The 24,313-nt window shown below is 66.2% G+C and carries 21 protein-coding genes and 1 pseudogene; 18 read left to right on the top strand and 4 right to left on the bottom strand.

Annotated elements, in window-relative coordinates; all coding sequences use genetic code 11:
• Together IAU68_RS08040 and IAU68_RS08035 are read left to right on the top strand one after the other, a co-directional pair.
• Positions 1-513: a polyadenylate-specific 3'-exoribonuclease AS gene (locus IAU68_RS08040; protein ID WP_171192790.1), complete on the top strand. Its 513-nt coding sequence runs from the start codon at positions 1-3 to the stop codon at positions 511-513.
• A gap of 78 nt (positions 514-591) precedes the next feature.
• On the top strand, positions 592-1,980 hold the full coding sequence (locus IAU68_RS08035; protein ID WP_171192789.1) for a class II 3-deoxy-7-phosphoheptulonate synthase: 1,389 nt from the start codon (positions 592-594) through the stop codon (positions 1,978-1,980).
• A gap of 97 nt (positions 1,981-2,077) precedes the next feature.
• On the opposite strand, the pseudogene IAU68_RS08030 reads toward IAU68_RS08035, so the two are convergent.
• Positions 2,078-3,373 (bottom strand): annotated as a pseudogene (locus IAU68_RS08030) (protein kinase domain-containing protein); the annotation flags it as partial.
• Positions 3,374-3,398: 25 nt separating this feature from the next.
• On the opposite strand from IAU68_RS08030, the gene IAU68_RS08025 reads away from it, so the two are divergent.
• Positions 3,399-3,761, top strand: a complete 363-nt coding sequence (locus IAU68_RS08025) for an Rv2175c family DNA-binding protein (protein WP_171192787.1) — start codon at positions 3,399-3,401, stop codon at positions 3,759-3,761.
• Here IAU68_RS08025 and IAU68_RS08020 read toward each other — a convergent pair.
• The 3 genes from IAU68_RS08020 to IAU68_RS08010 are packed head-to-tail and all read right to left on the bottom strand — an operon-like array spanning position 3,730 to position 6,906.
• Positions 3,730-5,196, bottom strand: a complete 1,467-nt coding sequence (locus tag IAU68_RS08020) for an alpha-(1->6)-mannopyranosyltransferase A (protein ID WP_171192786.1) — start codon at positions 5,194-5,196, stop codon at positions 3,730-3,732. The two genes, IAU68_RS08025 and IAU68_RS08020, sit on opposite strands and share 32 nt — an antisense overlap.
• Positions 5,196-6,284: a polyprenyl synthetase family protein gene (locus IAU68_RS08015; protein ID WP_231698997.1), complete on the bottom strand. Its 1,089-nt coding sequence runs from the start codon at positions 6,282-6,284 to the stop codon at positions 5,196-5,198. Before IAU68_RS08015 ends, IAU68_RS08020 begins: the two co-directional genes overlap by 1 nt.
• Positions 6,285-6,327: 43 nt before the next feature.
• Complete coding sequence (locus IAU68_RS08010) at positions 6,328-6,906, bottom strand: GNAT family N-acetyltransferase (protein WP_171192784.1); 579 nt, start codon at positions 6,904-6,906, stop codon at positions 6,328-6,330.
• A 155-nt stretch (positions 6,907-7,061) separates the two neighbouring features.
• Between IAU68_RS08010 and IAU68_RS08005 the strand changes: the two genes are divergently transcribed.
• The 15 genes from IAU68_RS08005 to ftsZ all read left to right on the top strand — a co-directional run bounded on the left by IAU68_RS08005 (position 7,062) and on the right by ftsZ (position 24,300).
• Positions 7,062-7,496 (top strand): SAV_6107 family HEPN domain-containing protein, encoded by a 435-nt coding sequence (locus IAU68_RS08005; protein ID WP_171192783.1) that lies wholly within the window; start codon positions 7,062-7,064, stop codon positions 7,494-7,496.
• Between the two features lie 83 nt (positions 7,497-7,579).
• Complete coding sequence (locus IAU68_RS08000) at positions 7,580-7,972, top strand: DUF3040 domain-containing protein (protein WP_171192782.1); 393 nt, start codon at positions 7,580-7,582, stop codon at positions 7,970-7,972.
• A 421-nt stretch (positions 7,973-8,393) separates the two neighbouring features.
• Complete coding sequence (gene mraZ / locus IAU68_RS07995; RefSeq protein ID WP_171192781.1) at positions 8,394-8,828, top strand: division/cell wall cluster transcriptional repressor MraZ; 435 nt, start codon at positions 8,394-8,396, stop codon at positions 8,826-8,828.
• A gap of 176 nt (positions 8,829-9,004) precedes the next feature.
• The gene (rsmH, locus tag IAU68_RS07990; RefSeq protein WP_171192780.1) at positions 9,005-10,006 is read left to right on the top strand and encodes a 16S rRNA (cytosine(1402)-N(4))-methyltransferase RsmH; all 1,002 of its coding nucleotides are present in this window, start codon (positions 9,005-9,007) and stop codon (positions 10,004-10,006) included.
• 21 nt (positions 10,007-10,027) lie between these two features.
• The gene (locus IAU68_RS07985; RefSeq protein ID WP_171192779.1) at positions 10,028-10,732 is read left to right on the top strand and encodes a hypothetical protein; all 705 of its coding nucleotides are present in this window, start codon (positions 10,028-10,030) and stop codon (positions 10,730-10,732) included.
• 117 nt (positions 10,733-10,849) lie between these two features.
• Positions 10,850-12,811 (top strand): peptidoglycan D,D-transpeptidase FtsI family protein, encoded by a 1,962-nt coding sequence (locus IAU68_RS07980; RefSeq protein WP_407928709.1) that lies wholly within the window; start codon positions 10,850-10,852, stop codon positions 12,809-12,811.
• 15 nt (positions 12,812-12,826) lie between these two features.
• Entirely contained in the window at positions 12,827-14,332 is a 1,506-nt protein-coding gene (locus IAU68_RS07975) for a UDP-N-acetylmuramoyl-L-alanyl-D-glutamate--2,6-diaminopimelate ligase (protein ID WP_407928708.1), read from the top strand.
• Positions 14,329-15,849, top strand: a complete 1,521-nt coding sequence (locus IAU68_RS07970; RefSeq protein WP_171192777.1) for a UDP-N-acetylmuramoyl-tripeptide--D-alanyl-D-alanine ligase — start codon at positions 14,329-14,331, stop codon at positions 15,847-15,849. The genes IAU68_RS07975 and IAU68_RS07970 overlap by 4 nt, the downstream gene beginning before the upstream one ends.
• 41 nt (positions 15,850-15,890) lie before the next feature.
• The gene (mraY, locus tag IAU68_RS07965) at positions 15,891-16,997 is read left to right on the top strand and encodes a phospho-N-acetylmuramoyl-pentapeptide-transferase (protein ID WP_171192776.1); all 1,107 of its coding nucleotides are present in this window, start codon (positions 15,891-15,893) and stop codon (positions 16,995-16,997) included.
• On the top strand, positions 16,967-18,388 hold the full coding sequence (gene murD, locus IAU68_RS07960; RefSeq protein WP_171192775.1) for a UDP-N-acetylmuramoyl-L-alanine--D-glutamate ligase: 1,422 nt from the start codon (positions 16,967-16,969) through the stop codon (positions 18,386-18,388). Before mraY ends, murD begins: the two co-directional genes overlap by 31 nt.
• Positions 18,389-18,431: 43 nt before the next feature.
• Entirely contained in the window at positions 18,432-19,805 is a 1,374-nt protein-coding gene (locus tag IAU68_RS07955) for an FtsW/RodA/SpoVE family cell cycle protein (RefSeq protein ID WP_171192774.1), read from the top strand.
• A 12-nt stretch (positions 19,806-19,817) separates the two neighbouring features.
• Positions 19,818-20,891, top strand: coding sequence for a UDP-N-acetylglucosamine--N-acetylmuramyl-(pentapeptide) pyrophosphoryl-undecaprenol N-acetylglucosamine transferase (locus IAU68_RS07950; RefSeq protein WP_171192773.1), 1,074 nt, complete (start codon positions 19,818-19,820; stop codon positions 20,889-20,891).
• Positions 20,892-20,893: 2 nt separating this feature from the next.
• Positions 20,894-22,315, top strand: coding sequence for a UDP-N-acetylmuramate--L-alanine ligase (gene murC, locus IAU68_RS07945; protein ID WP_171192772.1), 1,422 nt, complete (start codon positions 20,894-20,896; stop codon positions 22,313-22,315).
• Positions 22,315-22,956 (top strand): cell division protein FtsQ/DivIB, encoded by a 642-nt coding sequence (locus IAU68_RS07940; RefSeq protein ID WP_171192771.1) that lies wholly within the window; start codon positions 22,315-22,317, stop codon positions 22,954-22,956. The genes murC and IAU68_RS07940 overlap by 1 nt, the downstream gene beginning before the upstream one ends.
• A 132-nt stretch (positions 22,957-23,088) precedes the next feature.
• Entirely contained in the window at positions 23,089-24,300 is a 1,212-nt protein-coding gene (ftsZ, locus tag IAU68_RS07935) for a cell division protein FtsZ (protein WP_171192770.1), read from the top strand.
• Positions 24,301-24,313 lie beyond the last annotated feature (13 nt).

Here is a 24,313-nt window from a genome sequence, read left to right as displayed (position 1 = left end):
GTGCGGTTCTTCTACGACACGGAGTTCATCGAGGACGGCCAGACCATCGAACTGGTCTCCATCGGCATCGTCGACGAGGACGGGCACGAGTACTACGCCGTGTCCAACGAGTTCGACGCATCACGCGCGAACGCGTGGGTGCGCGCGCATGTGCTGTCGAAGCTGCCGGCGAAGACCCACCCGGCGTGGAAGCCGCTCGACCGGATCCGCACCGAGGTCTACGACTTCCTCACCTCCGGCGAGACAAAGCCGGAGCTGTGGGCCTGGGTCGGCGCCTACGACCATGTGGTGCTGGCCCAATTGTGGGGCGACATGTCCGGTCTGCCGAAATCCATGCCGCGGTACACGCGCGAGTTGAAGCAGTACTGGCAGATGGCGGGTAAGCCGCGGCTGCCGAAGATTCCGGACGGCAACCACGACGCGCTTGTCGACGCCCGCCACAACCTGAGGAAGTTCCGTGCCTGCCACGAGGCGCTTCCCTTGGGGCGGGACGGCGCTGTATCCAGATCGTGAGACGAAATAACCGTCTCGTGAGAAATTGCAGGTTAGAAACCCTGTACCGAACCAACAATCCGTGCTAAAACTGGAACGGTGAGTTGGACAATTGATATCCCCAAAGACGTACTGCCCGATCTGCCCCCGCTTCCGGGTGATATTAACGAGCAGTTTCAGGACGCGATCTCCCGCGACGCGAAGCAGCAACCTTCCTGGGACCCCACCCAAGCGCAGTACGTGCGCAAGATCCTCGAATCCGTGCCGCCAGTCGTGCTCGCACCCGAGGTCGAGGACCTCAAGCGTCACCTCGCCGATGTAGCAAACGGCAAGGCGTTCATGCTGCAGGGCGGCGACTGTGCCGAGACCTTCGAGTCCAACACCGAGCCGCACATCCGCGCCAACGTGCGCACCCTGCTGCAGATGGCAGCGGTGCTGACCTACGGAGCGTCAATGCCAGTGGTGAAGCTGGCGCGAATCGCCGGCCAGTACGCGAAGCCGCGTTCCTCCGACATGGACGGCAACGGCCTGCCGAACTACCGCGGCGACATCGTCAACGGCGTCGAGCCAACGGAAGAGTCGCGCCGCCACGACCCGGCCCGCATGGTCCGTGCGTACGCGAACTCGTCGGCTGCGATGAACCTCGTGCGCGCGCTGACCTCGTCCGGCACGGCGGATCTGCACAACATCAACAATTGGAACCGCGAGTTCGTCTCCAACTCGCCGGCGGGCGCGCGCTACGAGGCACTCGGCCGCGAGATCTCCCGGTCGCTCGCGTTCATGGACGCCTGCGGGGTGAGTGACAACAACCTGCGCACCTCCAACGTGTACGCCTCCCACGAGGCGCTGCTGGTGGACTACGAGCGCGCCATGCTGCGCCTGGCCACCGACTCGCAAGGCGAGACGAAGCTTTACGACCTGTCTGCCCACCAGCTCTGGATCGGCGAGCGCACCCGCGGTATCGACGACTTCCACGTCAACTTCGCGGCCCTGATCAACAACCCGATCGGCATCAAGCTGGGCCCGACAACGACGCCGGAGGAAGCCGTCGCCTACGCCGAGAAGCTGGACCCGAACCGCGAGCCGGGACGACTCACCATGGTCATCCGCATGGGGCAGGACAAGGTCCGCGATGTGCTGCCCGGCATTGTCAAGGCTGTCGAGGCGTCCGGCCACAAGGTGGTCTGGCAGTCCGACCCGATGCACGGCAACACGTTCACCTCGTCGAACGGGTACAAGACCCGCCACTTCGACAAGATCATCGACGAGGTGCAGGGCTTCTTCGAGGTGCACCGCGAACTTGGCACGCACCCTGGCGGCATCCACATCGAGTTGACTGGCGAGGACGTCACCGAGTGCCTCGGCGGCGCGCAAGACATTACCGACGTCGACCTGCCGGGCCGCTACGAGTCGGCGTGCGACCCGCGCCTGAACACCGAGCAGGCCCTCGAACTGTCGTTCTTGGTCGCGGAAATGCTGCGGTACTAAAAGTCGATATCGACTTTTATCGCGACCGCTGAAGTGTGACCTGGGGGTTTGCTCCGGCCGCCGCCCTAAAAGTCGATATCGACTTTTAGGCGGGGACGACAATCTCCGGGACCTCGCCGTACATCCCGGAGCCGAACCACCACGCGCCGAGGCCGACGGCGACGACCACGCCGATCGCCACCAGCGTGTACACCGCGACGCCAACCGGGGAGCGGTTCGACACCGGTTTCACCGCGCGGCGCGGCGGGGCAGGTGTCGGAGCCGGTGCGGGGGCCGGCGGGCGCGCAGGCCTAGCCGGGGAAGGCGCTGGCGCTGGCGTAGGCCCGGCTGCCGGCCACTGCCCGCGCGCCGGTGTTGCAGGTGGTCCGGCCGGGGCAGCCGGTGCGGCGGGAGAGACGCGCGTCGGGGCGTCGTCACCGGGGAAGAGTCGACGCTCGGCGGTCGACGAAGAAGAAGCGGCGGGAGCAGCCCCGCCTGCAGACGCTGCGCGCCCGAAGTTCGTCGGGTGGGCGGCGGCGCGCGTAGCCGCGGCGTTGCGCGGCACGGGCACGGTGTAGTCGGGCAGCCCCAGTTCGGCGGCGACGTCGTCGAGCGCGGCGAGGAACTCGGCGGCGTCGCGGAAGCGGTCTTCGGGCCGGCGTGCGGTTGCGGTGGCGACGAGTTCGTCGAAAAGCTTCGGTACACCTGCGATCAGCGACGACGGTGCCGGCACATCTGAGCGCAGCCGCGCGTAGGCGTGGGCGATGGGGGTCTCTCCGCTAAACGGCGTCCGGCCGGTGAGGAGCTCGAACAGCACGATGCCGGCGGAGTACACATCCGACGCTGCGGTCAGCGTACCGCCGTCGACCTGCTCGGGGGAAAGGTACGCTACCGTGCCCACGATCTGATCGGTGGACTGTGTGGTCTCGGCGGCTGCGCGCACGAGCCCGAAGTCGGAGAGTTTGACGCGGCTGGAGGCGTCGATAAGCACGTTGTCCGGCTTGATGTCGCGGTGAACCATGCCCTTGTCGTGCGCGACGGACAGCCCGGTGAGCATGCCCCGCATCACCTCGGCTGCGGCGTGCGGGGGCATCGGCCCGCGCTCGGCGAGAAGTTCGCGCAGCGTGCCGCCGGTGATCAGTTCCATAATCAGGAACACGTTTTCGCCCGCGGCGAAGTCGTACACGTTGACCAGGTTCGGGTGGCTCAGTTGCGCCATCGCCCGGGCTTCGCGGCGAAAGCGGTCGCGGAAGACGGGGTCGTGCACGTACTGGTCGTGCATCACTTTCGCCGCCACTTCGCGTCCCAGGCGCGAATCCACGCAGCGGTACACCGTGGCCATGCCGCCGCGCGCGATGGCGCGGTCCACGACGTAGCGTCCGTCGAGGGTTGTGCCTGGAGCGAGTGGTGCCATAGCTCCCAGGGTAGAATCGCCGACCGTGAGCGCACAAACGAATCTCGAGCAATTGCTTAGCGACGAAACCCTGCTGGCCCTGCCCGACGCCGCCGACATCCTCGGCGTGCCGGTGACCCGGGTGCACGACTTTGTCGGCGCCCGCAAACTCGTCATGTACGTCCGCGACGGCAAGAAGTTCATCCCGGCGCGCCTGCTTGGTGACGACGGGCTGAGCAAGTTCGTCTCCGGCGCGATCACGGTGCTCGCCGACGGCGGGTACAACGACGAGGAGATCTTGGCGTTCCTGTACACCGAAGACGACACGTTGCCGGGGCGTCCGATCGACGCACTGCACGGGCAGAAGGCCCGCGAGGTTATTCGTCGCGCGCAGGCGATGGCGTTTTAGCTGGATCCTCGAACACCGAAGTCACCGCTACCACTGCGGTTATGGCTGCGGCGGCGAGGAACCACATGTCGTACAGGCGGTGGTTGCCGCTGCCGGTAAACGCGAGCGCGACCACGACTGAGGCGCCGGTGGCGAGTTTGCCCACCCACGCGGGGGCGCGGAACGTGCCGGTGAGCGACAGGATTGATGCGTAGTACCACGGCAGTGTGACCGCGTTGGTGGCAAAGGCTGCGGCGTAGGCGGCGGTCGTGCCGGCGAGCAGGCGCGGCGCGTAGTCACTGTCACCCCCGTCGCGCTTCGGACGGAACCACCACCAGGCGGCGACCAGTCCGACGAGCATGAGGATGCTGAAGATGGGGCGGGTGGCGGCGAGTGCTTCGTTGTAGTGGAAGTCGTCGTCAAGCAACTGCACGAGCGGCGTGATCAGTTCGGCGGCGAGGGTGGGCCCGGCCAGCGGGTTGATCACCTTGGAGTTGCCGGTGATCTCGGCGAGCCAGCCCCAGGTCGAGCCACAGATCCACGTCACCGCCTGGATGACGGCGACGGTCACGGCAACAGCCCAGGTGCCCGTGACGAGAAGCGCGACGAACCGCTGCCTGGCACCCGTGCCACGCGCGCGGCGGGTGACCATGAGCCATACGACGAACGGCAACGCGAAGGCTGCGGTGGCTTTGAGCGATACCGCGCACGCGATGAGCACGATGCCGGGGGTGCACCACTCGCGCCGCAGGCACGAGTACAGGCCCAGGCACACAAGTCCCACCATGACTGCTTCGTTGTGCATGCCGCCGACGAGGTGGAGCAGCATCACCGGGTTGGCAACGCCGATCCAGGTCGCGAACGCGGGGTCGCCGCCGGCGTAGTGCGCGAGGCGCGGCACTGACCAAGCAATGAGCGCGAAGCCCGCCAGGGCGATGAGCCGGTAGGCGATGAGGCCAGCTGTGACATTGTCGCCGACGATGCTGGTCACCGCTTTACCGATGCCTAAGTGCAGTGGGCCGTATGGGGTGGTGGTGTTGCGCCAGTCGTGGGAGACCTCCCACAGGTACGGCCCGGGGTTGATCGCGGCACCTTGCGAGTACGGGTCGAAACCGTCGCGCAGCATCGCGCCCTGCATGAGGTACGAGTACACGTCGCGGGACATGATCGGCACGCTCAGCGCGAGTGGGGCGGCCCATGCCCACACTGCCTTTTTCGTGGTGGTCGCCGACGGCCGCGTGCGCCACAGCCATACCCACGCTGCCACGAGCAGGATCACGCCCGCAGTAAGGATCACGTCCATCACGCTGCGGCCGTGGCCGTAGGCCAAGAACTCCAGGTCCAGCTCGCGCAGCACGCCGCCGCGGTATCGCGTCGCGCCCGCCCCGAACGAGCCGATCGCGATAAGGACGGCCGCGAGGGCGCCGACGGGCAGCGGTTTGAGAAAACGTGCCATCACATGCGGCGGTCGGTGGCCTTGCGGGCCATCACGGTCAGGGCATGCTTCGCTTCGTCCGAGATCCCGGCGTGATCCAGATGAGCCAGGCCGGATGCGGTGAGGCTGGAAATGCGCGCTTCCACGGCGTCTTCTGCGCCGCTGCCACGGATCAAGGCTGCCAGGCGCGCGATCTCTTCCGGCTCAGTGGCGGTGCCGACGCCGGCACGCAGCTCGGCTGCCGCGTCGCGATCGAGCAACTCCAGCGCGGTGGCGAACAGCACGGTGCGCTTGCCCTCGCGCAGGTCGTCGCCTGCGGGCTTGCCGGTAATGGCGGGGTCGCCGAAGACGCCGAGGAGGTCGTCGCGAAGCTGGAACGCGATGCCGATGTCGCGGCCGTACCCGCGGAACGCGCTGATGGTCGCATCGTCCGCGCCAGCTACCGCCGCACCCAAGTGCAGTGGGCGCTCAATGGTGTAAGCGGCGGTTTTGAACCGGTTGACGCGGTCCGCCAGATCCACTGATTCACTGCCGCGGCCCTCCAAAGAGATGTCCAGCAGCTGTCCGCCGATGACTTCGGTGCGCATGCCCACCCACGGCTCGGCGGCGCGGGTGAGCGCTTCCAGTGACACGCCTGAGTAGCGCCACATGTCTTCTGCCCAGGCGAGCGCGAGATCGCCGAGCAAGATGGCGGTGTTGATGCCGTACGCGGTGGCGTCGCCAAGCATGTCTTGCTTGCGGTGCTGCGCCTCCACACTGCGGTGCACGGTGGGGTTGCCGCGCCGGGTGTCGGAGGCATCGATGATGTCGTCGTGGACCAGCGCGCACGCTTGAATCAGCTCGAGCGAGCTCATCGCGCGCAGGACCGCGTCAGGGTCCTCGCTGGTTGCAAGCCCGCCCGCGCCGACGAAGCCAGCCCACCCGTAGCGGGGGCGCACCCGCTTTCCACCGCCGAGCACGAAGGCGCGCAAATGGGCGACGGCCTCGGCGACGGGTTCGCCGATCGCGGAAATCGCCGGGCCGCGCTCGTCGAAAAATTGCGCAAGGTGCTTTTCGACGATCCCGGGCACCGCATCCAGGTCGCCAATCCCCAACTCGTGTCCGGCCACGCTGCTCCTCACGTCTGTTCCCGAAATGTATCCGCCAAGTACCCTAGTCAGCCGACGCATTCGCCGGTGATCCCGCCAGGTCGAGCGCGAGAATCGCGAAGGGGCGCGCGTCGCCCTCGTAGAGAAAACCGCGCGCGACATCAGTAAAGCCGAACTTCCGGTACAGCCCGAAGGCGTTGTTCGCCTCGCCGTCGACCTCAGGTGTGGACAGGATCGCCCACTTCGCCGTTGTGGTGTCGAGCAGCGCCTGCAGTAGCGCGGCACCGATGCCGTTTCCCTGGAAGCGGGGGTCGACATGGACTTCGGCGACTTCGAAATAGTCGCGGATCATGGCCTGGTCTTCATCAGTCAGCGCCCGCTGCTGGCGCAGCGCCTTAATGAGCTGCTTGTCCCACCAGCGCTCGCGCGCGCCGAGAAACCCGTAGGCCACACCGACGACCTGGTCGTCGAACACCGCCGCCACCGCGGCGAACCCGGGCCAGACGACTTCAGTGCGCCAGACCCGCAAACGCTGCGCGCGCATCGCGGGGGAGTAGCCCATCGCCTCGATATAGATATCGACGAGGCGCGGCGCGAGCAGCGAAAACTCGGCCTTGGTTAGGCGGCGGATCTCAACATGCACCCTTCCATCGAACCATCCCGCCTGCCCGGGTGGGGCGAAATGGTGGGAATCCGTCAACGTGTTCGAAAAGGTGTTCTAATTTTTGGGTTGTTTGTCGGGTGGGGCTTTTACGGTCGACGGCAACAACGGACACAGGCAATGAAAGGGGAAGTGTCATGGGCAGCGTAGTTTCAGCGACAACGGGTAGGGCGTACGGGGACTTTGCCGCGCCGCGCAAAGCTGACACGTTCCTCTTTGCGGCGGAGACGTTGCTTGCCGACGCGCACAAGGAGTTCTCCGCAGGGCATTACGACCTCGCGTTGGAAAACGCCTACCGTGCCGCGTTGCGTATCGCAGGTGCCCGCAACGCTCAGAGCGCAGTGCTGCGCAAACGCAAGCGCTTGCCGACGAATGCCTGGGACAAACTCGCGCTCACCGGCGACGACGGCGCGCGCTGGGCGCAGGAATTTTCTGCCTACTCCGCTCAGCGAGGCCGAGTCGCCTCCGGTATCGAGGACAACCCCTCGCCGGTTGTCGTGTCCGGTCTTATCGGCGCAGTGGAAGAGTTCTACCTCGAGACAACCGGGGGAGGCGGTGCACTGGCAGCGTAGATGGCTCCGGGAACAATGCCGGTACGATGTTCGTTGTACCTATATCAACGTTCATCTGAAGCTGGGATCTGGAGATTACGTACGTGGCTCTTTCTGAACAGGAAATGCGCGCACTGCGCGAGATCGAGCAATCGCTCCTCGCTGACGACCCGAAATTCGGCGCGTCCGTTGCACCCGCATCCGGCGGCGGTGCAACGCAGCCGACCGGGCGCCTCACGATGCGTAGCTTCGCGCTGATCGTCCTGGGGCTTGTGCTGCTCCTCGGCGGCGTGGCGCTGGCATCGATGAGCCTGTGGACCGTGCTGCTGAGCATCGTCGGCTTCGGTGTGATGCTCTACGGTGGCATCATGGCGCTGCGCACCCCGGCAAAGCCCGGCGGCGCGATGCAAAACGCGCAGTCTCGTGCGCGGACTCGTTCGCCGCGCAGCATGAGTATGGAAGAGAACTTCCGTCGCCGCTTTGAAGACCGGCAGTAGAGAGCTTCAGTGCATCGCCTCCCCGTTTGGAGAGGCGATTTTTTATGCCCCACTTCGCCCCACATGCCCCACTTTGTCCCACCAGGGCGCTGACGACCGCGTTTTTTCCAGTTTGCATCCCGTGTTGATGCCGGGGCTGTCGCGTCTCAACGTGTCTTATGGGGTGTTGTGTGACTGTTGTGGCGCCGTTTTATGGTGGGGAGTGGGTATTCTCCCCACGTTTTTCATCCCGGTTAACCTGCAGTTTCTTTAAAGTTTCGCGAATTGATACGCCGGAGTGTGGCGTTTGTGGGTGAAAGTGGGTTAAAGTGGGGCGCAGCGGAGCACCGTGGCACGCATCTTGACTACGTGCGTGGGACGGGGCGAAGCCGAGAAAACTGCACAAGCCGATTTCTGAAGGTGAAGGAAGGTAGGTCGCCGGATGTTTCTGGGAACCTACACTCCCAAGCTCGACGACAAAGGTCGCCTGACGCTGCCCGCGAAGTTCCGCGAGGACTTGGCGGACGGGCTGATGGTGACCAAGGGACAGGACCACTCGTTGGCGGTGTACCCGCGCGATGAGTTCGCTGCCCGCGCCCGCAAGGCCGCGGCGGCATCGCGGACCAACCCGAAGGCGCGCGCGTTTATCCGTAACCTGGCTGCCAGCGCGGATGAGCAGACGCTTGACGGTTCGGGCCGAATCACCCTGTCACCGGCACACCGGGAGTACGCAAACCTGTCCAAGGAATGCGTGGTCATCGGTTCGGTGGATTTTCTCGAGATCTGGGACCTCGAGTCCTGGAATAAGTATCAAGAAGAAACGGAAGCCGCGTTCTCCGCGGCGGACGACGACGACATTCTCTCCGGTCTGCTGTAGGACTGACTACCCCGCGGCAGGCAACCACTCGGAGAGTGTGTACGGACTCTGTCCGGGGCGTGAAGCGTTCTGGTGTACTTCCCCGACATCAGAACAGCCGCCCCGGGCAGGGCTCTACATACTCCCCGGTTACATGGCGGAACAACGACACAGAAACGCGAGGGGGTGAGCCCGGGATGGTGCACCGCACACACGCTGACGATCCCCACGGCCACGTCCCGGTGATGCGCGACCGCATGGCCGAGCTCCTCGCGCCCGCAGTTGAAGCGTTCGGCGCGAACGCGGTGCTTGTCGACGGCACCCTCGGTGCCGGCGGCCACACCGAGCACTTTCTCACCGTGTTCCCGCAAGCCCGAGTCATTGGCGTCGACCGCGACCCGAACGCGCTTGAGCAAGCCACCGAGCGCCTCGCGCCGTTCGGGGAGCGCTTCACCCCGGTACAAACCCGCTTCGACTACATCGGCGACGAGATTGCTGCGGGGGAGGGCGACACTTTCAATATCGTGCGCGAGCACGGCGTAGCAGGCGCACTGTTCGATCTGGGCGTGTCTTCGATGCAGCTCGACCAGGAGGAGCGCGGCTTTTCCTACCGCGGCGATGCACCGCTGGACATGCGCATGGACCCGACGACTGGAATTACCGCGGCGGAGGTGCTCAACACCTACTCCCACGGCGATCTTGCGCGGGTGCTGAAGTCCTATGGCGACGAGCGCTTTGCCGGCAAGATCGCTTCTGCAGTGATCAAAGAGCGCGAGCGTGAGCCTTTCGACCGTGCGGACCGGTTGGTCGAGCTGCTTTACAGCACCATCCCGGCCGCCACCCGCCGCACCGGTGGCCACCCCGCGAAGCGCACGTTTCAGGCGCTGCGTGTGGAGGTCAACCGCGAGCTTGAAGCGGTGCAGCGGGTCGTGCCGGTCATCGCGGACCTGCTCGGGGTTGGGGGCCGTGCGGTGTTCATGAGTTACCAATCGCTGGAGGACAAGATCGTCAAATCCGCATTCGCGGAGCTGACGTCGTCGAGGACTCCGGCCGGCCTCCCTATGGACCTGCCGGGAACGGCGCCTGAATTCACATTGATCACTCGCGGCGCAGAAAAGGCTCCCGACGCGGAGGTCGAACGCAACCCGCGTGCCGCGCCGGTTCGGGTGCGCGGCATCGAGAAACTTCCAACCAATTAAGACGATCCAAGGACGGACACCATGGCAGCACGAGATACACGGGGTGGCTCCCGCGCTACGACGCTGACGCGCGACGGCAGTGCCCGTACCAACCGAACGGCAAAACCACAGCGACGCCGCACGTGGCCTGGCGTGAAGCCACACGTGCCGCACTCCAAGGGTCGCGGCCGTTTGGGGTCGCAGCAGGTGGTCTCGGTCCGCGGCCGACGCGTAGGTACTGTTTCGGCGCCGTCGCGCTTTTCTGCGGTGTCTGTGATCGCGTTGCCACTTCTGGTTATCGGCATTGCCGTGGCCATGCTGCTGTCGGGTGTGGCCACGTCGCAGACGTTTACCATCCAGAATTTGCAATCCAAGGAGCGGGAGCTGGCCAACGAGGTCGAATCGCTCAACCGCGATTTGGAGGATCGCCGTTCGTCGGCAGCTATCGCGCAGCGCGCGGCGGAGGCCGGCATGGTCGTCGCGAATGAGCCCGGCGTGATGGAGGTTGTGGACGGCCGTGCCGAGGAGCGCCGCCCGTACAACCCGGAGGCGTCGTCGAAGATTGTGGACGTCAACGGCGATGCGCTGCGGTCGGGCCGCGCGAGTTCCGACGACCGCGCCACCCGCGAGCTCGCCGACGCGCTGACCCAGCGCCCGGGCGGCAACCCATTCGCCGCCCCCGACCAGCCGGCGCCGCAGGTAGCCAACCTCGCGCCGTATCAGCCGAACGTGCCCGCCGGGCAGTAACGGCCACGATGATGAAGGTTGCGCCGTCTCCGCAGTGTGGCGCAACCTTTTCTCGCCTTTTGGCGGGGCATGATGGATGAGACGTAGAACAGCGATACAGGTAGGTGAGGAGGCCACGTGACATCCACGGGCACATCCCGGAAGCGCCCGGGGCCGCGTAAGAACCAGCGCCACATCACCAACCACCGCGTGTTCGTGCTCACGCTCGTGTTCCTCGGTGTCGCCGTGTTGCTGATCGGCCGGTTGTTCTGGGTGCAGGTGGTCATTGGCGACGACCTACGGCAGGTCGCTAACCAGCAGCGCCAGCGCGAATACGTTGAACCGGCGCGCCGTGGCGAGATCCAGGACCGTGACGGAAGGCTGCTCGCCTACACCATGCAGGCGCGTTCGTTGACTGTCTCGCCGAAGCAGCTTCGCGACGAACTGCGCCAGCAGCAAGAACTGCAGATGCGTGTCGACGGCCTGAGCCAGGCCGACATCGACGCCCAGATCGACGCCCGCGTTGAAGACGTGCTGCGCACCATGGCCAACGAAATTCCGGGCATGATCGGCGGAGAAGATGCGCAGGCCACCCCGGCGCCGTCGGATAGTTCTGCGGAACCGACGCGCACCGTCGGCCACGTCAGCGCCAAGGAGATTCTGGACAAGCTGCATGCCGACTCCTCCTACGAAGTGCTCGTGCGCAACGTCGACCCGGATGTGGCGGCGGAGGTGGCCAAGGCGTTCCACGGCGTGGCGGCGGACCAGCAGGACATCCGCCAGTACCCGAACGGTTCGGTAGGCGAGAACATCGTGGGCAAGGTCTCCATGGACGGCCACGGCCAGTTCGGTCTGGAGGCCTCCAGTGATGCGACGCTGACCGGCATCGACGGCCGCTCGACCGAAGATGTCTCCGCCGGCGGGCAGTCCATCCCGGGCACGTTGCGCGATGTCGTGCCGGCCGTGGCGGGCTCGCGCATTGAGCTCACCGTGGATCTGGACCTGCAGACCTATGTGCAGCAGGTACTCGAGCAGGCGAAGTCTAATTCGCTGGCCAAGCAGGCCGAGGCGGTGGTTCTCGACGCGCACACGGGTGAGGTGCTCGCGATGGCGAACACGGACACGATCAACCCGAACGGCGACTTGGAAAAGCAGCTGCGCCAAGGCAAGGATTTTGAGAATAAGTCGATCTCGCACCCGTTTGAACCGGGCTCGGTGGCCAAGGTGATCGCAGCCGCCGCTGCAATCGACCAGGGCCTGACCGATCCGTACGAGGTGCATCAGGTGCCCGGCTCTATCGACATGGCGGGGGTGACGGTCAACGACGCGTGGCAGCACGACGTGTTGCCGTACACCACCGCCGGCATCTTCGGTAAGTCCTCCAACGTGGGTACGCTGCAGATCGCGCAGCGCCTCGGCGAGGAACGTTACTGGGATTACCTCAACCGTTTCGGCATCGGCGCGGCGACCGGCATCGAGTTGCCCAACGAATCGCCGGGTCTTCTGCCGGTGCTCGAGCAGTGGTCGGGCGGCACGTTTGCCAACCTGCCGATCGGACAGGGCATGAGCTGGACCACGCTACAGATGGCGAGCGTCTACCAGGCTCTGGCCAACGGTGGCGAGCGTATCCAGCCGCGCATCATCGAGCGCGTCGTCGGCCCGGACGATCAGGAGATCCCGCAGGACGAGCCGCAGCGCAACCGCGTGGTCAGCGAGGAAACCGCCCGCACGACGGTGGACATGTTCCGCTCCGCATTCCAGGACGACCCCAACGGCAACCAGTCCGGCACCGCCGCCGGCAACGGGCTGGAGGGCTACCAATTTTCCGGCAAGACGGGCACAGCCCAGAAGGTGAATCCGGAAACGGGCGCGTACTCGCAGAGCCAGTACTGGATCACGTTCGCGGGTATTGCCCCGGCGAACGATCCCCGTTTCGTCGTCGCGATTATGTTGGACGAGCCGCAGCGCGGTGTGCTCGAGGGCGGGGGCGGCGGCCAGTCGGCTGCGCCGGTGTTCCGCCAAATCGCCAGCTGGATGTTGGACAAGGAGAACATTCCGCCGAGCCCGCCGGCCAAGCCGTACGAATTGCAAGCCCCGTAAATGGAAGGAAACGCATTGTCTGCAGCGCCTACGCTTCAGCACCTCGCCGAGCTCGCGGGGGCACGCATCGTCAACGAGCCGTCTACCCCGACCCCGGTGACGTTTATCGGCCTTGACTCGCAAAACATCGAGCCGGGCGGGCTTTTCGCAGCGCTTCCCGGCACGCGTGTGCACGGCGCGAAGTTCGCGTTCGATTCTGCTGCCGGGGCGATTCTTACCGACGACGCCGGCCTGGCCATTATCGAGCAGACCTCCGACCGCCGCCCGGTGCTCGTCGTCGATGACGTGCGCGCAATTTTGGGCCACGTCGCCGCCGAGGTCTACGGGCACCCGTCCCGCGATTTCACGCTCCTCGGCGTCACCGGCACGTCGGGCAAAACCACCACGACGTACATGCTGGAGCGCGGTCTTTCCGCCGCTGGCTGCAAGGTGGGGCTGATCGGAACGACCGGCAGCAAGATCATGGGCCGCGACGTGGCCACGGAGTTGACCACCCCGGAGGCGCCGATGCTGCAGCGCCTGTTTGCGCAGATGCGCGACGAGGGGGTCACGCACGTGGTCATGGAGGTCTCCTCGCACGCGCTGATGCTGGGCCGCGTCACCGGCGCGGAGTTCGACGTCGCAGCCTTTACCAACCTCTCCCAGGATCACCTCGATTTCCACCCGACGATGGAGGACTATTTCGAGGCGAAAGCGCTGTTCTTCGACCCGGGAAGCGACCTGCGCGCCGGCCGCAGCGTCATCTGCGTCGACGACGAGTGGGGCCGCAGGATGGCGCAGCGCGCGGAGCACCCGGTCACCGTTGCCACACGCGGCGAGGAAGCGGATGTCACCGCGGAGCTGTTGCGTATCGACGACACCGGCACCCAGCACATCTGCCTGAACACCACCAACACGCAGCTGGAGTTCGACCTTCCGATGCCGGGCGCGTTTAACGTGGCCAACGCAGCGCTCGCCACGGCAGTCGCTGACGCAGCCGGCGTGGACGTGACCACGTTCGTGCAAGGTCTCGAACAGGCAGCGGTGCCGGGGCGCATGGAGCGTATCGACGAAGGCCAGGACTTCGTCGCCGTCGTCGACTACGCGCACAAGCCAGCCGCCATCGCCGCTGTGCTGGAAACGCTTAAAGGCCAGGTCGATGGCCGCATTGGTGTGGCAGTTGGCGCTGGCGGCGACCGCGACTCGTCGAAACGCCCGCTCATGGGCGCGGAAGCGGCGAAGGCGGCGGACTTCGTCGTGGTCACAGACGACAACCCGCGCACCGAGGATCCGGCGACGATCCGCGCGGCGGTGCTCGAGGGAGCCCGTGGCGCAGAAACGACGGCCGAGATCGTCGAGGCCGACTCGCGCGCGCAGGCCATCGATGTGCTCGTCGAGTGGGCAAAGCCGGGAGATGCCATCATCGTGGTGGGCAAAGGCCACGAGGTGGGTCAGATCATCGGTGACACTAAGCACCACTTCGACGATCGCGAGGAGATGCGGCGCGCGTTGCGCGAACACGCTGAGAAGGGGAAGGCATGATTGCACTTTCATTGCGGCAGATCGCGGAGATCACCGGCGGGCGTTTGAGCCCGGAGGCAGACCCGAACGCGCAAGTGACCGGGTTTGTGGAATTCGACTCGCGCAAGATCGGCCCCGGCGGGCTGTTTGTCGCGTTCCCGGGGGCGAAGGTGGACGGCCACGATTTTGTGAACAAGGCCGACGCGGCCGGTGCTGCGGCGTCGTTGACCACGCGTGAGGTGGGTAGGCCGGCGGTGGTCGTTGATAAGCGCCCGCCCAAAGAGGGCGACAATTCGGATTTGGCCGCAAACGATCCGGACGGCTCGGCCGCGGGCGTGGTCGACGGGATGTCGCGGCTCGCGCGCCACGTGGCCACGGAGCTCAGCGCCAATGAGGGCCTGCGAATCATCGGTATTACCGGCTCGGCGGGTAAGACCTCGACAAAGGACTTGATCGCCGCGGTGCTCAGCCGCGCCGGCGAAACGGTCGCGCCGCCGGGCTCGTTCAACAACGAGATCGGCCACCCGTATACGGTGCTGCGTTGCACTGAAGAGACGGACTTTTTGGTGGCGGAGATGTCCGCGCGCGGAATTGGCCACATTGCGCACCTCGCCACGATCGCCCCGCCGCACATCGGCGTGGTGCTCAACGTCGGTTCGGCGCACATCGGCGAGTTCGGCTCGCGCGAAAACATTGCGCAGGCGAAGGGCGAGTTGGTCGAGTCGCTGCCGGATGACGGCATTGCGGTGCTCAACGCCGACGACGATCTGGTTGCCGCGATGGCCTCGCGCACGACCGCGCGCGTGGTCACGTTTTCCGCGAACGGCAACCCTGCCGCCGACTACTACGCCACGGACGTGGTGCTCGACCCGGTCGCGCGGGCGTCGTTCACCATGCACACCCCGTCGGGCGAAACCCAGCCGGTGCGCCTCAACGTCTTCGGCGTACACCAGGTGGGAAACGCGCTCGCCGCAGCCGCTGTGGGCATCGAATCTGGCATGGACGCCACCACCGTTGCCGCCGCACTGTCGGAGGCGCACTCGGTGTCGGTCAACCGCATGGACGTCAACACCCGCGCCGACGGCGTAACCGTGATCAACGACGCCTACAACGCCAACCCGGAATCCATGCGCGCTGCGATCGCTGCCCTCGGCTACACGGCTGCTGCACGCCCGGGTGTGCGCTCCGTCGCCGTGCTCGGCGAGATGGGCGAGTTAGGCGCGGGCGCCGAAAACGAGCACGCGCTGCTTGCCGACGAACTCGCGCGCTACCGCGTCACCGACCTGATCACCGTGGGCGACAACCCCTCCATGGACGCGTTGGCCCAGCGCGCAGGCGACTTCGGGATCCGCACGAGCAGTGTCGCAGATGCCGACGCCGCCGCCGAGGCGGTTCGCCGGTTGCTCGCGCAGGCTCCGGCGGGGGAGGACAACTGGTACTCCCGCACCGACCGCGACGTGGTCCTGGTGAAAGCCTCGAACGCTGCCCGGCTGTGGGCGGTGGCAGAAGAGCTTCTGCAAGGGCATACCCTTAGGTAGCAAAACGATGAGCAACGACACAGCAGCGAGGTAGCACGAACATGGTTCAAGTCATCTGCGCCGGGATTATTAGTTTCCTGGTCTCGATTTTTGTGACCCCGCTGCTCATCAGGTACTTTCACCGCCGGGCGATGGGCCAGGAGATCCGCGAGGACGGCCCGAAGTCGCACGCCCGCAAGCGCGGCACCCCGACGATGGGCGGCATCGCGATCCTGCTCGCAATCGCACTCGGCTACCTTGGTGGCTCGCTCGCCGCGCTGGCAACGGGCCACAGCGCCTTTACTGCCTCCGGTCTTATCGTGCTGTTCCTCACGCTCGCGCTCGGCCTGGTCGGCTTTGCCGACGACGGCATCAAGCTGTTCATGCAACGCAACCTGGGCCTGAACAAAACGGCGAAGCTTATCGCGCAGTTTCTCATCGCGATCGTGTTCGGGCTGCTTATCTTGCGGTTCCCGGACGAGCACGGTCTCACCCCGGGCTCGCCGTTCTTGTCGTTCGTGCGCGACATCGACACCATCGACTTAAACCTCGGTGGCGGCGTGGCCGGCACACTGGTGTTCCTCGCGTTCATCTATATCTTGCTCGCTGCGTGGTCGAACGCGGTGAACCTCACCGACGGCCTCGACGGACTGGCCGCCGGCACCACTGCACTGGTCATGGCGGCCTATACGGCAATTACGTTCTGGCAGTTCCGCAACTCCTGCGATGCCGTCGCCACCGCCGGCTGCTACTCCGTGCGTGACCCACTAGATCTGGCGATTCTGGCTGCATCGGGCCTCGGCGCCTGCGTGGGCTTCCTGTGGTGGAACGCCGCCCCGGCGAAGATCTTCATGGGTGATACCGGTTCGCTCGCGCTCGGCGGTTTGGTCGCAGGCCTGTCCGTGGCGTCGCGCACTGAGTTGCTCATGATCATCATCGGCGCGCTGTTCGTCCTCGAGGCCGCCTCGGTGGTCATTCAGGTCGCGTCCTTTAAGACCACCGGCAAGCGCGTGTTCCGCATGGCGCCGTTTCACCACCACTTTGAAAACGGCGGCTGGCCCGAAACCGCAGTGGTGGTGCGCTTCTGGATCATCTCCGCCATGTCGGTCATGCTCGGCCTTGCAGCCTTTTACGGTGAGTGGCTCTCCCAGAATGGGGCGGGCCAGTGACGCTGCCCGACAACGTGCTTGTCGCCGGCGCCGGGGTCTCCGGCATCGGCGCCGGACTCCTGATCACGCGCGCAGGTGCAGGGTGCACGATTGTCGACGATAACCCCACCGGTCGCGCCAATGCCGAAGCGCAGGGGCTCGAGACTTGCACAAGTGATGAGGCACGCGCGCGTTTCGCGGACACCGGTCTGGTGGTCACTTCGCCCGGCTGGCGCCCCGACAACCCGTTTCTCACCGACGCCGCTGCAGCAGGCATCGAGGTGATCGGCGACGTCGAACTGTGCTACCGCCTCGACCAGGTCGGCGTGTTCGGCGCGCCGCGCACGTGGCTCGTCGTCACGGGCACCAACGGGAAAACCACCACGACGGGCATGCTCGCCCGCATGATGGAAGAAGCCAGCCGCGACACCGGGCGAACCGCCATCGCGTGCGGCAACATTGGCGTCGCCGTGGGCGAGGTGCTGCTTGCCGACGAGCGCGTCGACGTCCTCGTCGCCGAACTGTCCAGCTTCCAACTGCACTGGTCCTCTCAGCTCGTGCCTGACGCGGGTGTGCTGCTCAACCTGGCCGACGACCACATCGACTGGCACGGTTCCTTTGCCGAGTACGCGCGCTCCAAGGCGAAGGTGCTACAGGCCCCTGTCGCAGTCGCGGGTGTCGACGACACCGAGGTGCGCCGCATCGCCGCGGGCACCGGACGCGATGACATCATCGGTTTCACCCTGTCCGAGCCTGCCGACAACGAGGTTGGCGTGGTGGGCGATAGGATCGTCGCCAAGCTGCGCGGCGAGGTCGTCGATGTTGCAAGCGCGGACGGCATCGAACCGGCTGGCGCGGCGGGAGTCCTCGACGCGCTCGCCGCCTCTGCGGTGGCGCTGACGCAGGGGGCGACACCCGAACACATCCAGCGGGCGCTGGAAAGTTACCGCGTGGAGGGCCACCGTGGAGCCGTCGTGCACTCCGGCGGCGGGGTGGACTGGGTGGACAACTCCAAGGCCACCAACCCGCACGCGGCGGACTCGGCGCTCACCGGCGCCGGCACCGTCGTCTGGGTCGCCGGCGGACAGTTGAAGGGCGCTGCGGTGGACGCTGTGGTGAAAGCACACGCGGAGCAGTTCCGCGCGGTGGCGCTGCTCGGCGTGGACCGCGAACTCATCCGGGCATCGGTGGGGCAGGTGGTTCCGGATGTGCCGGTGTTCGTCACCGACGAGACCGACCCCGAGGCGGCGATGGACGCTGTCGTAGCCTGGGCCGTCACCCAGGCCCAACCCGGCGACACGGTGCTGTTGGCTCCGGCGGCCGCAAGTTTGGACATGTTTTCCGGCATGTCGGCGCGTGGCGACGCCTTCGCGGCCGCTGCAATGCGACACTGGGACCCAGACACCAAGTAAGCTCAACTTCACGTTGAGACTTTTCGAGTAGAAGGGCAGCTGCATGGCGGTGCAACAGGGGACGACGCGGCGCGCCCCGCGTCCAGCAGAACCGGCATCAAAAATTGCCACGGCGGTGCGCAAGACCGGGGAGTTCCTCGATTCGCGCCCGCTGGCCGACTACACGATGATCCGCAGCATCGTTCTGATCCTCGCCGGGCTTGGCGTGATCATGGTGATGTCGTCGTCAATGGCGATCTCCTTTGCCGCAAACGACAGTGTGTGGGCGCTCGCCGCGCGCCAGACCGTCATGGTCATCCTGGGCCTCGGCGCGTTCTGGTTTGCGCTGAAAACCCCGCCCGAGCGGCTGCGAAACTTTTCCGCGGGCCTCATGCTCGTCTCGGTCATTTTGCTCGTGGCCGTGCTCACCCCGCTCGGCACGGGGCGTGAAGAGGTCGGCTCCCAGTCCTGGCTGGTCCTCGGACCGCTGCGCCTGCAGCCTTCCGAGGTCGCCCGCGTTGCCATCGCAATGTGGGGCGCGAAGGTGCTCGAGCACAAGAACCCGCGTCGCCTGTTGCAGGCGAACAACGGCTTCCTCGCGTTTTTCATCGTCTCCACAATCTGTATTGCGCTGATCGCGGCGCAGGGCGACATGGGCATGGCGCTGTCATTTGCCGTCGTGGCCGGATTCATCCTCATTTTCGCCGGCGTGTCCATGAAGGCCGTGGGCTACCTCGCCGCCGGCGTGTTCGTCTCGCTGATCATCGCGTTCCTCTCCGGCGGCTTCCGCTCCGCGCGCTTCCACACCTACTTCGACGCGCTGCGCGGCGATTTCGAGGACACCCAGGGCACCGCGTTCCAATCGCACCAAGGCTTCCTGTCCCTGGCGGACGGCCACGTCTTCGGTGTTGGACTCGGTCAGTCCCGCGCGAAGTGGTTCTATCTGCCGGAGGCCCGCAACGACTTCATCTTCGCCGTCATCGGCGAGGAGCTCGGCCTCTGGGGCGGCGCACTGGTGATTTCCTTGTTCGCCCTGCTCGGCTTCTTCGGATTCCGCACCGCCCGACGCGCGCAGTCGCAGTACCAAACGCTCATGGCGGCGGCCTTGACCGCGGCGGTGGTCTTCCAGGCGTTCGTGAACATCGGCTACGTCGTCGGCTTGCTGCCGGTGACCGGCATCCAGCTGCCCATGCTGTCCGCCGGCGGCACCTCCGCGGTGATCACGCTCGGCGCGATGGGTGTGCTGGCGAACATTGCCCGCCACGAGCCGGACGCCATCTCCGCGATGCAGAATTACGGCCGCCCGGGTTTCGACCGCGCTTTGTTCATCCAGGAGCCGCGCGCCCTGCGCACCTCGCGCGCAGCTGTCGCACGCAACCACCGCCCGACCGCGCCGGTGCGCCAGGCCACGGGCAGCCCGCGCCGCGCCCGCAGATAGCAGGAGGGATCAATGTCTGAACTCAACGTTGTCGTCGCCGGCGGCGGCACCGCCGGCCATATCGAGCCCGCACTTGCCGTGGGCGAGGTGCTTCGCGACGACTACAACGCTAAAGTCGTCGCCCTCGGCACCGAACGCGGCCTCGAGACCACGATCGTGCCCGCGCGCGGCTTCGAGCTCGCGCTGATCGACCCGGTGCCGATCCCGCGCAACAAGCCGTGGAAGCTGGCCGCCGTGCCGCTGAAGCTGCGCCGCGCGGTGCGCCAGGCGAAGCAGACGATGAAATCGACCGGTGCGCAGGTGGTGCTGGGCACCGGCGGCTACGTCTCAGCGCCCGCGTACCTTGCAGCAAAGTCGTTGAAGTTGCCGTTTTTTGTCCTGGAGACCAACGCCCTGGCCGGTATGGCCAACAAACTCGGCGTGAAACTCGGTGGCGTGGGGCTCAACGCTGTGCCGAACTCCGGCATGGACGGCGATGTTGTCGGCATCCCAGTGCGCCCCGGCGTGGGCGTGGACCCGGACGGGGCGAAGCGCGAGCGCGGCTTGCGCATGTGGGGCCTCGACCCCGAAAAGAAGACTGTGCTTGTCACGGGCGGTTCCCAGGGTGCGGTGCGCATTAACGACGCCCTCGCTGGCGCGGTGGAGCGCATCACCGGGGCGGGGCACCAGGTGCTGCACGCCTACGGCCGCAAAAACGACGCGCCCGCCAAGCACGACGGGTACGCCGCGGTGGCCTACATCGACGACATGGAGGCCGCCTACGCCGTCGCCGATGTCGTGGTGTGCCGCTCCGGCGCCATGACAGTGGCCGAGAACTCCGCCGCCGGTCTGCCCGCGATCTACATCCCGCTGCCGCACGGCAACGGCGAGCAGGGCCTCAACTCCGCGCACCTCGTGGCCACCGGGGCCGCGTTGCGTATCGACGACGCCGAGCTGACCGCCGATGCGCTCGTCGACAAGCTTTTGCCGTTGCTCGGAAGCGAGACCAAACGCGCCGAGATGCGCCAAGCTATCGCTCAATCCGGCGCCGGAAACGTCGCCGAGGACCTCGCGCGCCGCATCGCGGACGCCGCTGGAAAGGACTGACTATGACCGATCTCTCACGCGTGCACCTCATCGGTATCGGCGGCTCCGGCATGTCTGGTGTCGCGCATATCCTGCTGGACCGCGGCGCGACCGTGACCGGCTCCGACGCGAAAGATTCGCGCCCGGTCCGCGCGCTGAAAGCCAAGGGCGCGAAGGTGGCGCTCGGCCACGACGAGGCGAATTTGGAACTCGCAGGCGAGTTGCCCACCGCCGTGGTGACCAGTTTTGCGGCCATCCCGCAGGACAATCCGGAGCTGGTGCGCGCCAAGCGTGAGGGGATCCCGCTGCTGCGCCGCTCGGACCTCCTCGCCGAGCTCATGGAAGGCCGCACGCAGCTGCTCCTCGCCGGCACCCACGGCAAAACGTCTACGACGTCGATGGCGGTCGTCGCACTGCAGGCGGCGGGGGAGGACCCGTCCTTTGCAATCGGGGGCCAGTTGAACCGCGCCGGCACCAACGCGCACCACGGCCACGGCGACGTGTTCGTGGCGGAGGCCGACGAGTCAGACGCCTCGCTGTTGCGCTACTCCCCGGACGTTGCGGTCATCACCAACATCGAGCCTGACCACCTCGACTTCTACGGCACGCGCGAGAAGTACTTCCGGGTCTTCGACGACTTCGCGGACCTGGCGAAGAACGTGGTGGTCTGCCTCGACGACGACAACGCCGCCGCCTGCGGTGAACGCGCGATCGAGCGCGGCCTGACCGTCTACGGCTACGGCACCGCGGAGGCCGCGAAACGCCACCCCGGCATCCCGGCCGCGGCCGTGGTCACCGACGAGCGCCAGGAAGGCGAGCACACCTACGTCAAGGCATGCCTGAACACGCCCGAAGTCACTGGCGAAGTCGAATACACCCTGGCCATCCCGGGCCGCCACATGGTGCTCAATTCGGCCGCTGCGCTGCTGTCCGGCGTGCTCGTTGGCGCGGCCCCGGAGAAGCTCGCGCAGGGCTTAAGCGAGTTCACGGGCGTGCGACGCCGGTTCGAGTACAAGGGCAACGTGGGCAAGACACGCGTGTACGACGACTATGCGCACCACCCGACGGAAGTGGCCGCCGTGCTTACCGCCGCCCGCGAGAAGGTCGAGGCGGAGGGCAACGGCGCGCGCGTCGTGGTGTGCTTCCAGCCGCACCTGTACTCGCGCACCCAGGAGTTTTCCTCTGAGTTCGCCGAGGCGCTCTCGCTTGCGGACGCCTGCGTGCTGCTGGACATCTTCGGCGCCCGCGAAACCCCAGTGGAGGGCGTGACCTCGCGCATCATCAGCGACGAGATGACCATCCCGGTGCGCCTCGAGCCGGACTTCTCCACGGCACCCGCCACCGTGGCGTCGGTGACGCAGCCGGGCGACATCGTGCTCACCATGGGCGCGGGCAGCGTGACATTGCTTGCCGACGAAATCCTCACCGCCCTGGCAGGCGCCTAATGCAACGCCCGCCTGCCGCCGCGACCTCCGCCATGGTCGCGTTGTTTGCCGCCCTGTGCGCGACGATCCCGTTCACCCCGCTGATGAGCGTGGACGACATCGCCGTCGAGGGCGCGGTTAACCTGCCGGAAGAAGAGGTGCGCGACCTCGCCGGCATTTCCACCGGCACCCCGCTGGGCAAGGTCGACGCCCGCGGGGCAGCGCACAGCATCGCGTCGAACCCGTGGGTTGATTCGGCCACCGTCTCGCGCGACTGGCCCAACGGCATCGACGTGGCGATCACGGAGCACGAACCGGTCGCCTGGGTCGACATTGACGGCCAACCGCACCTCATCGACCGCGAGGGCAATGACTTCATTGTCGCGCCCCCGCCGCCGGGTGCGGTCGAGATCCGCACGGACGGCGAATTTGCTGACGCGGTGCAGGTGGCGTCGTCGATAAGCGATGTCGCCCGCCCGCGGGTCCGCGCGATTGAGGCGGACGGTGAGTATGGCTACAAGCTTTTGCTTGACGACGACCGCGTGGTGCGCTGGGGAGCACCCGTGGACAACTCCAATAAGGCGCTCGCACTCGAGACCGTGCTGCAGATGGAGGGCCGCGAGTTCAATATTTCCAACCCCGAGTTGGTGACGTCGCGTTAAAAACCCAGGTCACAACCCTAAAGTACAGGTTGAGGGTTGTGACACGCCGGGCTGGAACACAAAAATCGGCTCGCTTTCAAACATGATGGGACGCAACTGCACACCCGAGTTTTGAAAGGCGAGATCCACGCTATGACTTCTCCCGCCAACTACCTCGCCATGATCCGCGTCGTCGGTGTCGGCGGGGGCGGCGTCAACGCTGTTAACCGAATGATCGAGGAGGGGCTGAAGGGCGTCGAGTTCGTCGCCATCAACACCGACTCGCAGGCGCTGCTGTTCACCGACGCCGACACCAAGCTCGACATCGGACGCGAGGCCACCCGCGGCCTCGGCGCCGGTGCGAACCCGGAGGTTGGACGCACCTCCGCCGAGGATCACAAGCAGGAGATCGAGGAGTCCCTCAAGGGCTCCGACATGGTGTTCGTGACCGCCGGCGAGGGCGGCGGCACCGGCACCGGCGCCGCCCCGGTCGTCGCGGGCATCGCGAAGAAGATGGGCGCGCTGACCATCGGCGTTGTCACCCGCCCGTTCACCTTCGAGGGCAAGCGCCGCACCCGCCAGGCGCTCGAGGGCATCGAGAACCTCAAGGAAGTTTGCGACACCGTCATCGTCATCCCGAACGACCGCCTCCTGCAGCTCGGCGATGCCGAGCTGTCAATGATGGAAGCGTTCCGCGCGGCCGACGAGGTGCTCTACAACGGTGTCCAGGGCATCACGAACCTGATCACCATTCCGGGCATGATCAACGTCGACTTCGCTGACGTGCGCTCCGTCATGGCCGACGCTGGCTCCGCCTTGATGGGCGTCGGCTCGGCCCGCGGCGAGAACCGCGTCATGACCGCCACTGAGCAGGCAATCAACTCGCCGCTGCTCGAGACCACGATGGAAGGCGCCAAGGGCGTGCTCATCTCCGTCGCCGGCGGCTCGGACCTGGGCCTGATGGAGGTTAATAACGCCGCCTCCATCGTGGAGGAGAAGGCCGACGAGGACGCCAACATCATCTTCGGCACCATCATCGACGACAACCTTGGCGACGAAGTCCGAGTGACCATCATCGCCACCGGCTTCGACGAGAAGGCCAACGCCCGCCCGGCCGAGAACAACGGCTCCACCGCAGTCGCTGCCGAGCAACAGTCGGCCGTTGAACAGCGTCAGGAGACCGCTCCGCAGCAGCCGCAGCAGCCGCAGCAGCAGGAGACCTACCAGGCGCGCCACCGCTACGAGCCGAGCCGCGGCCTGTTCACCGACCGCGAGGAGTCTTCCCGACCGCGCCGCGACGACGACTTCGGCGGCGGGTTCGACAGCGGCTTTGACGACGTGGACGTGCCCGACTTCATGCGCTAGTTAGACTGACGGG

Origin of the sequence: Corynebacterium lujinxingii, assembly GCF_014490555.1 — a bacterium.
GTDB classification, from domain to species: domain Bacteria; phylum Actinomycetota; class Actinomycetes; order Mycobacteriales; family Mycobacteriaceae; genus Corynebacterium; species Corynebacterium lujinxingii.
The sequence above is the reverse complement of the archived record's forward strand: the minus strand, read 5'-3'. Positions and strand labels throughout refer to the sequence as shown.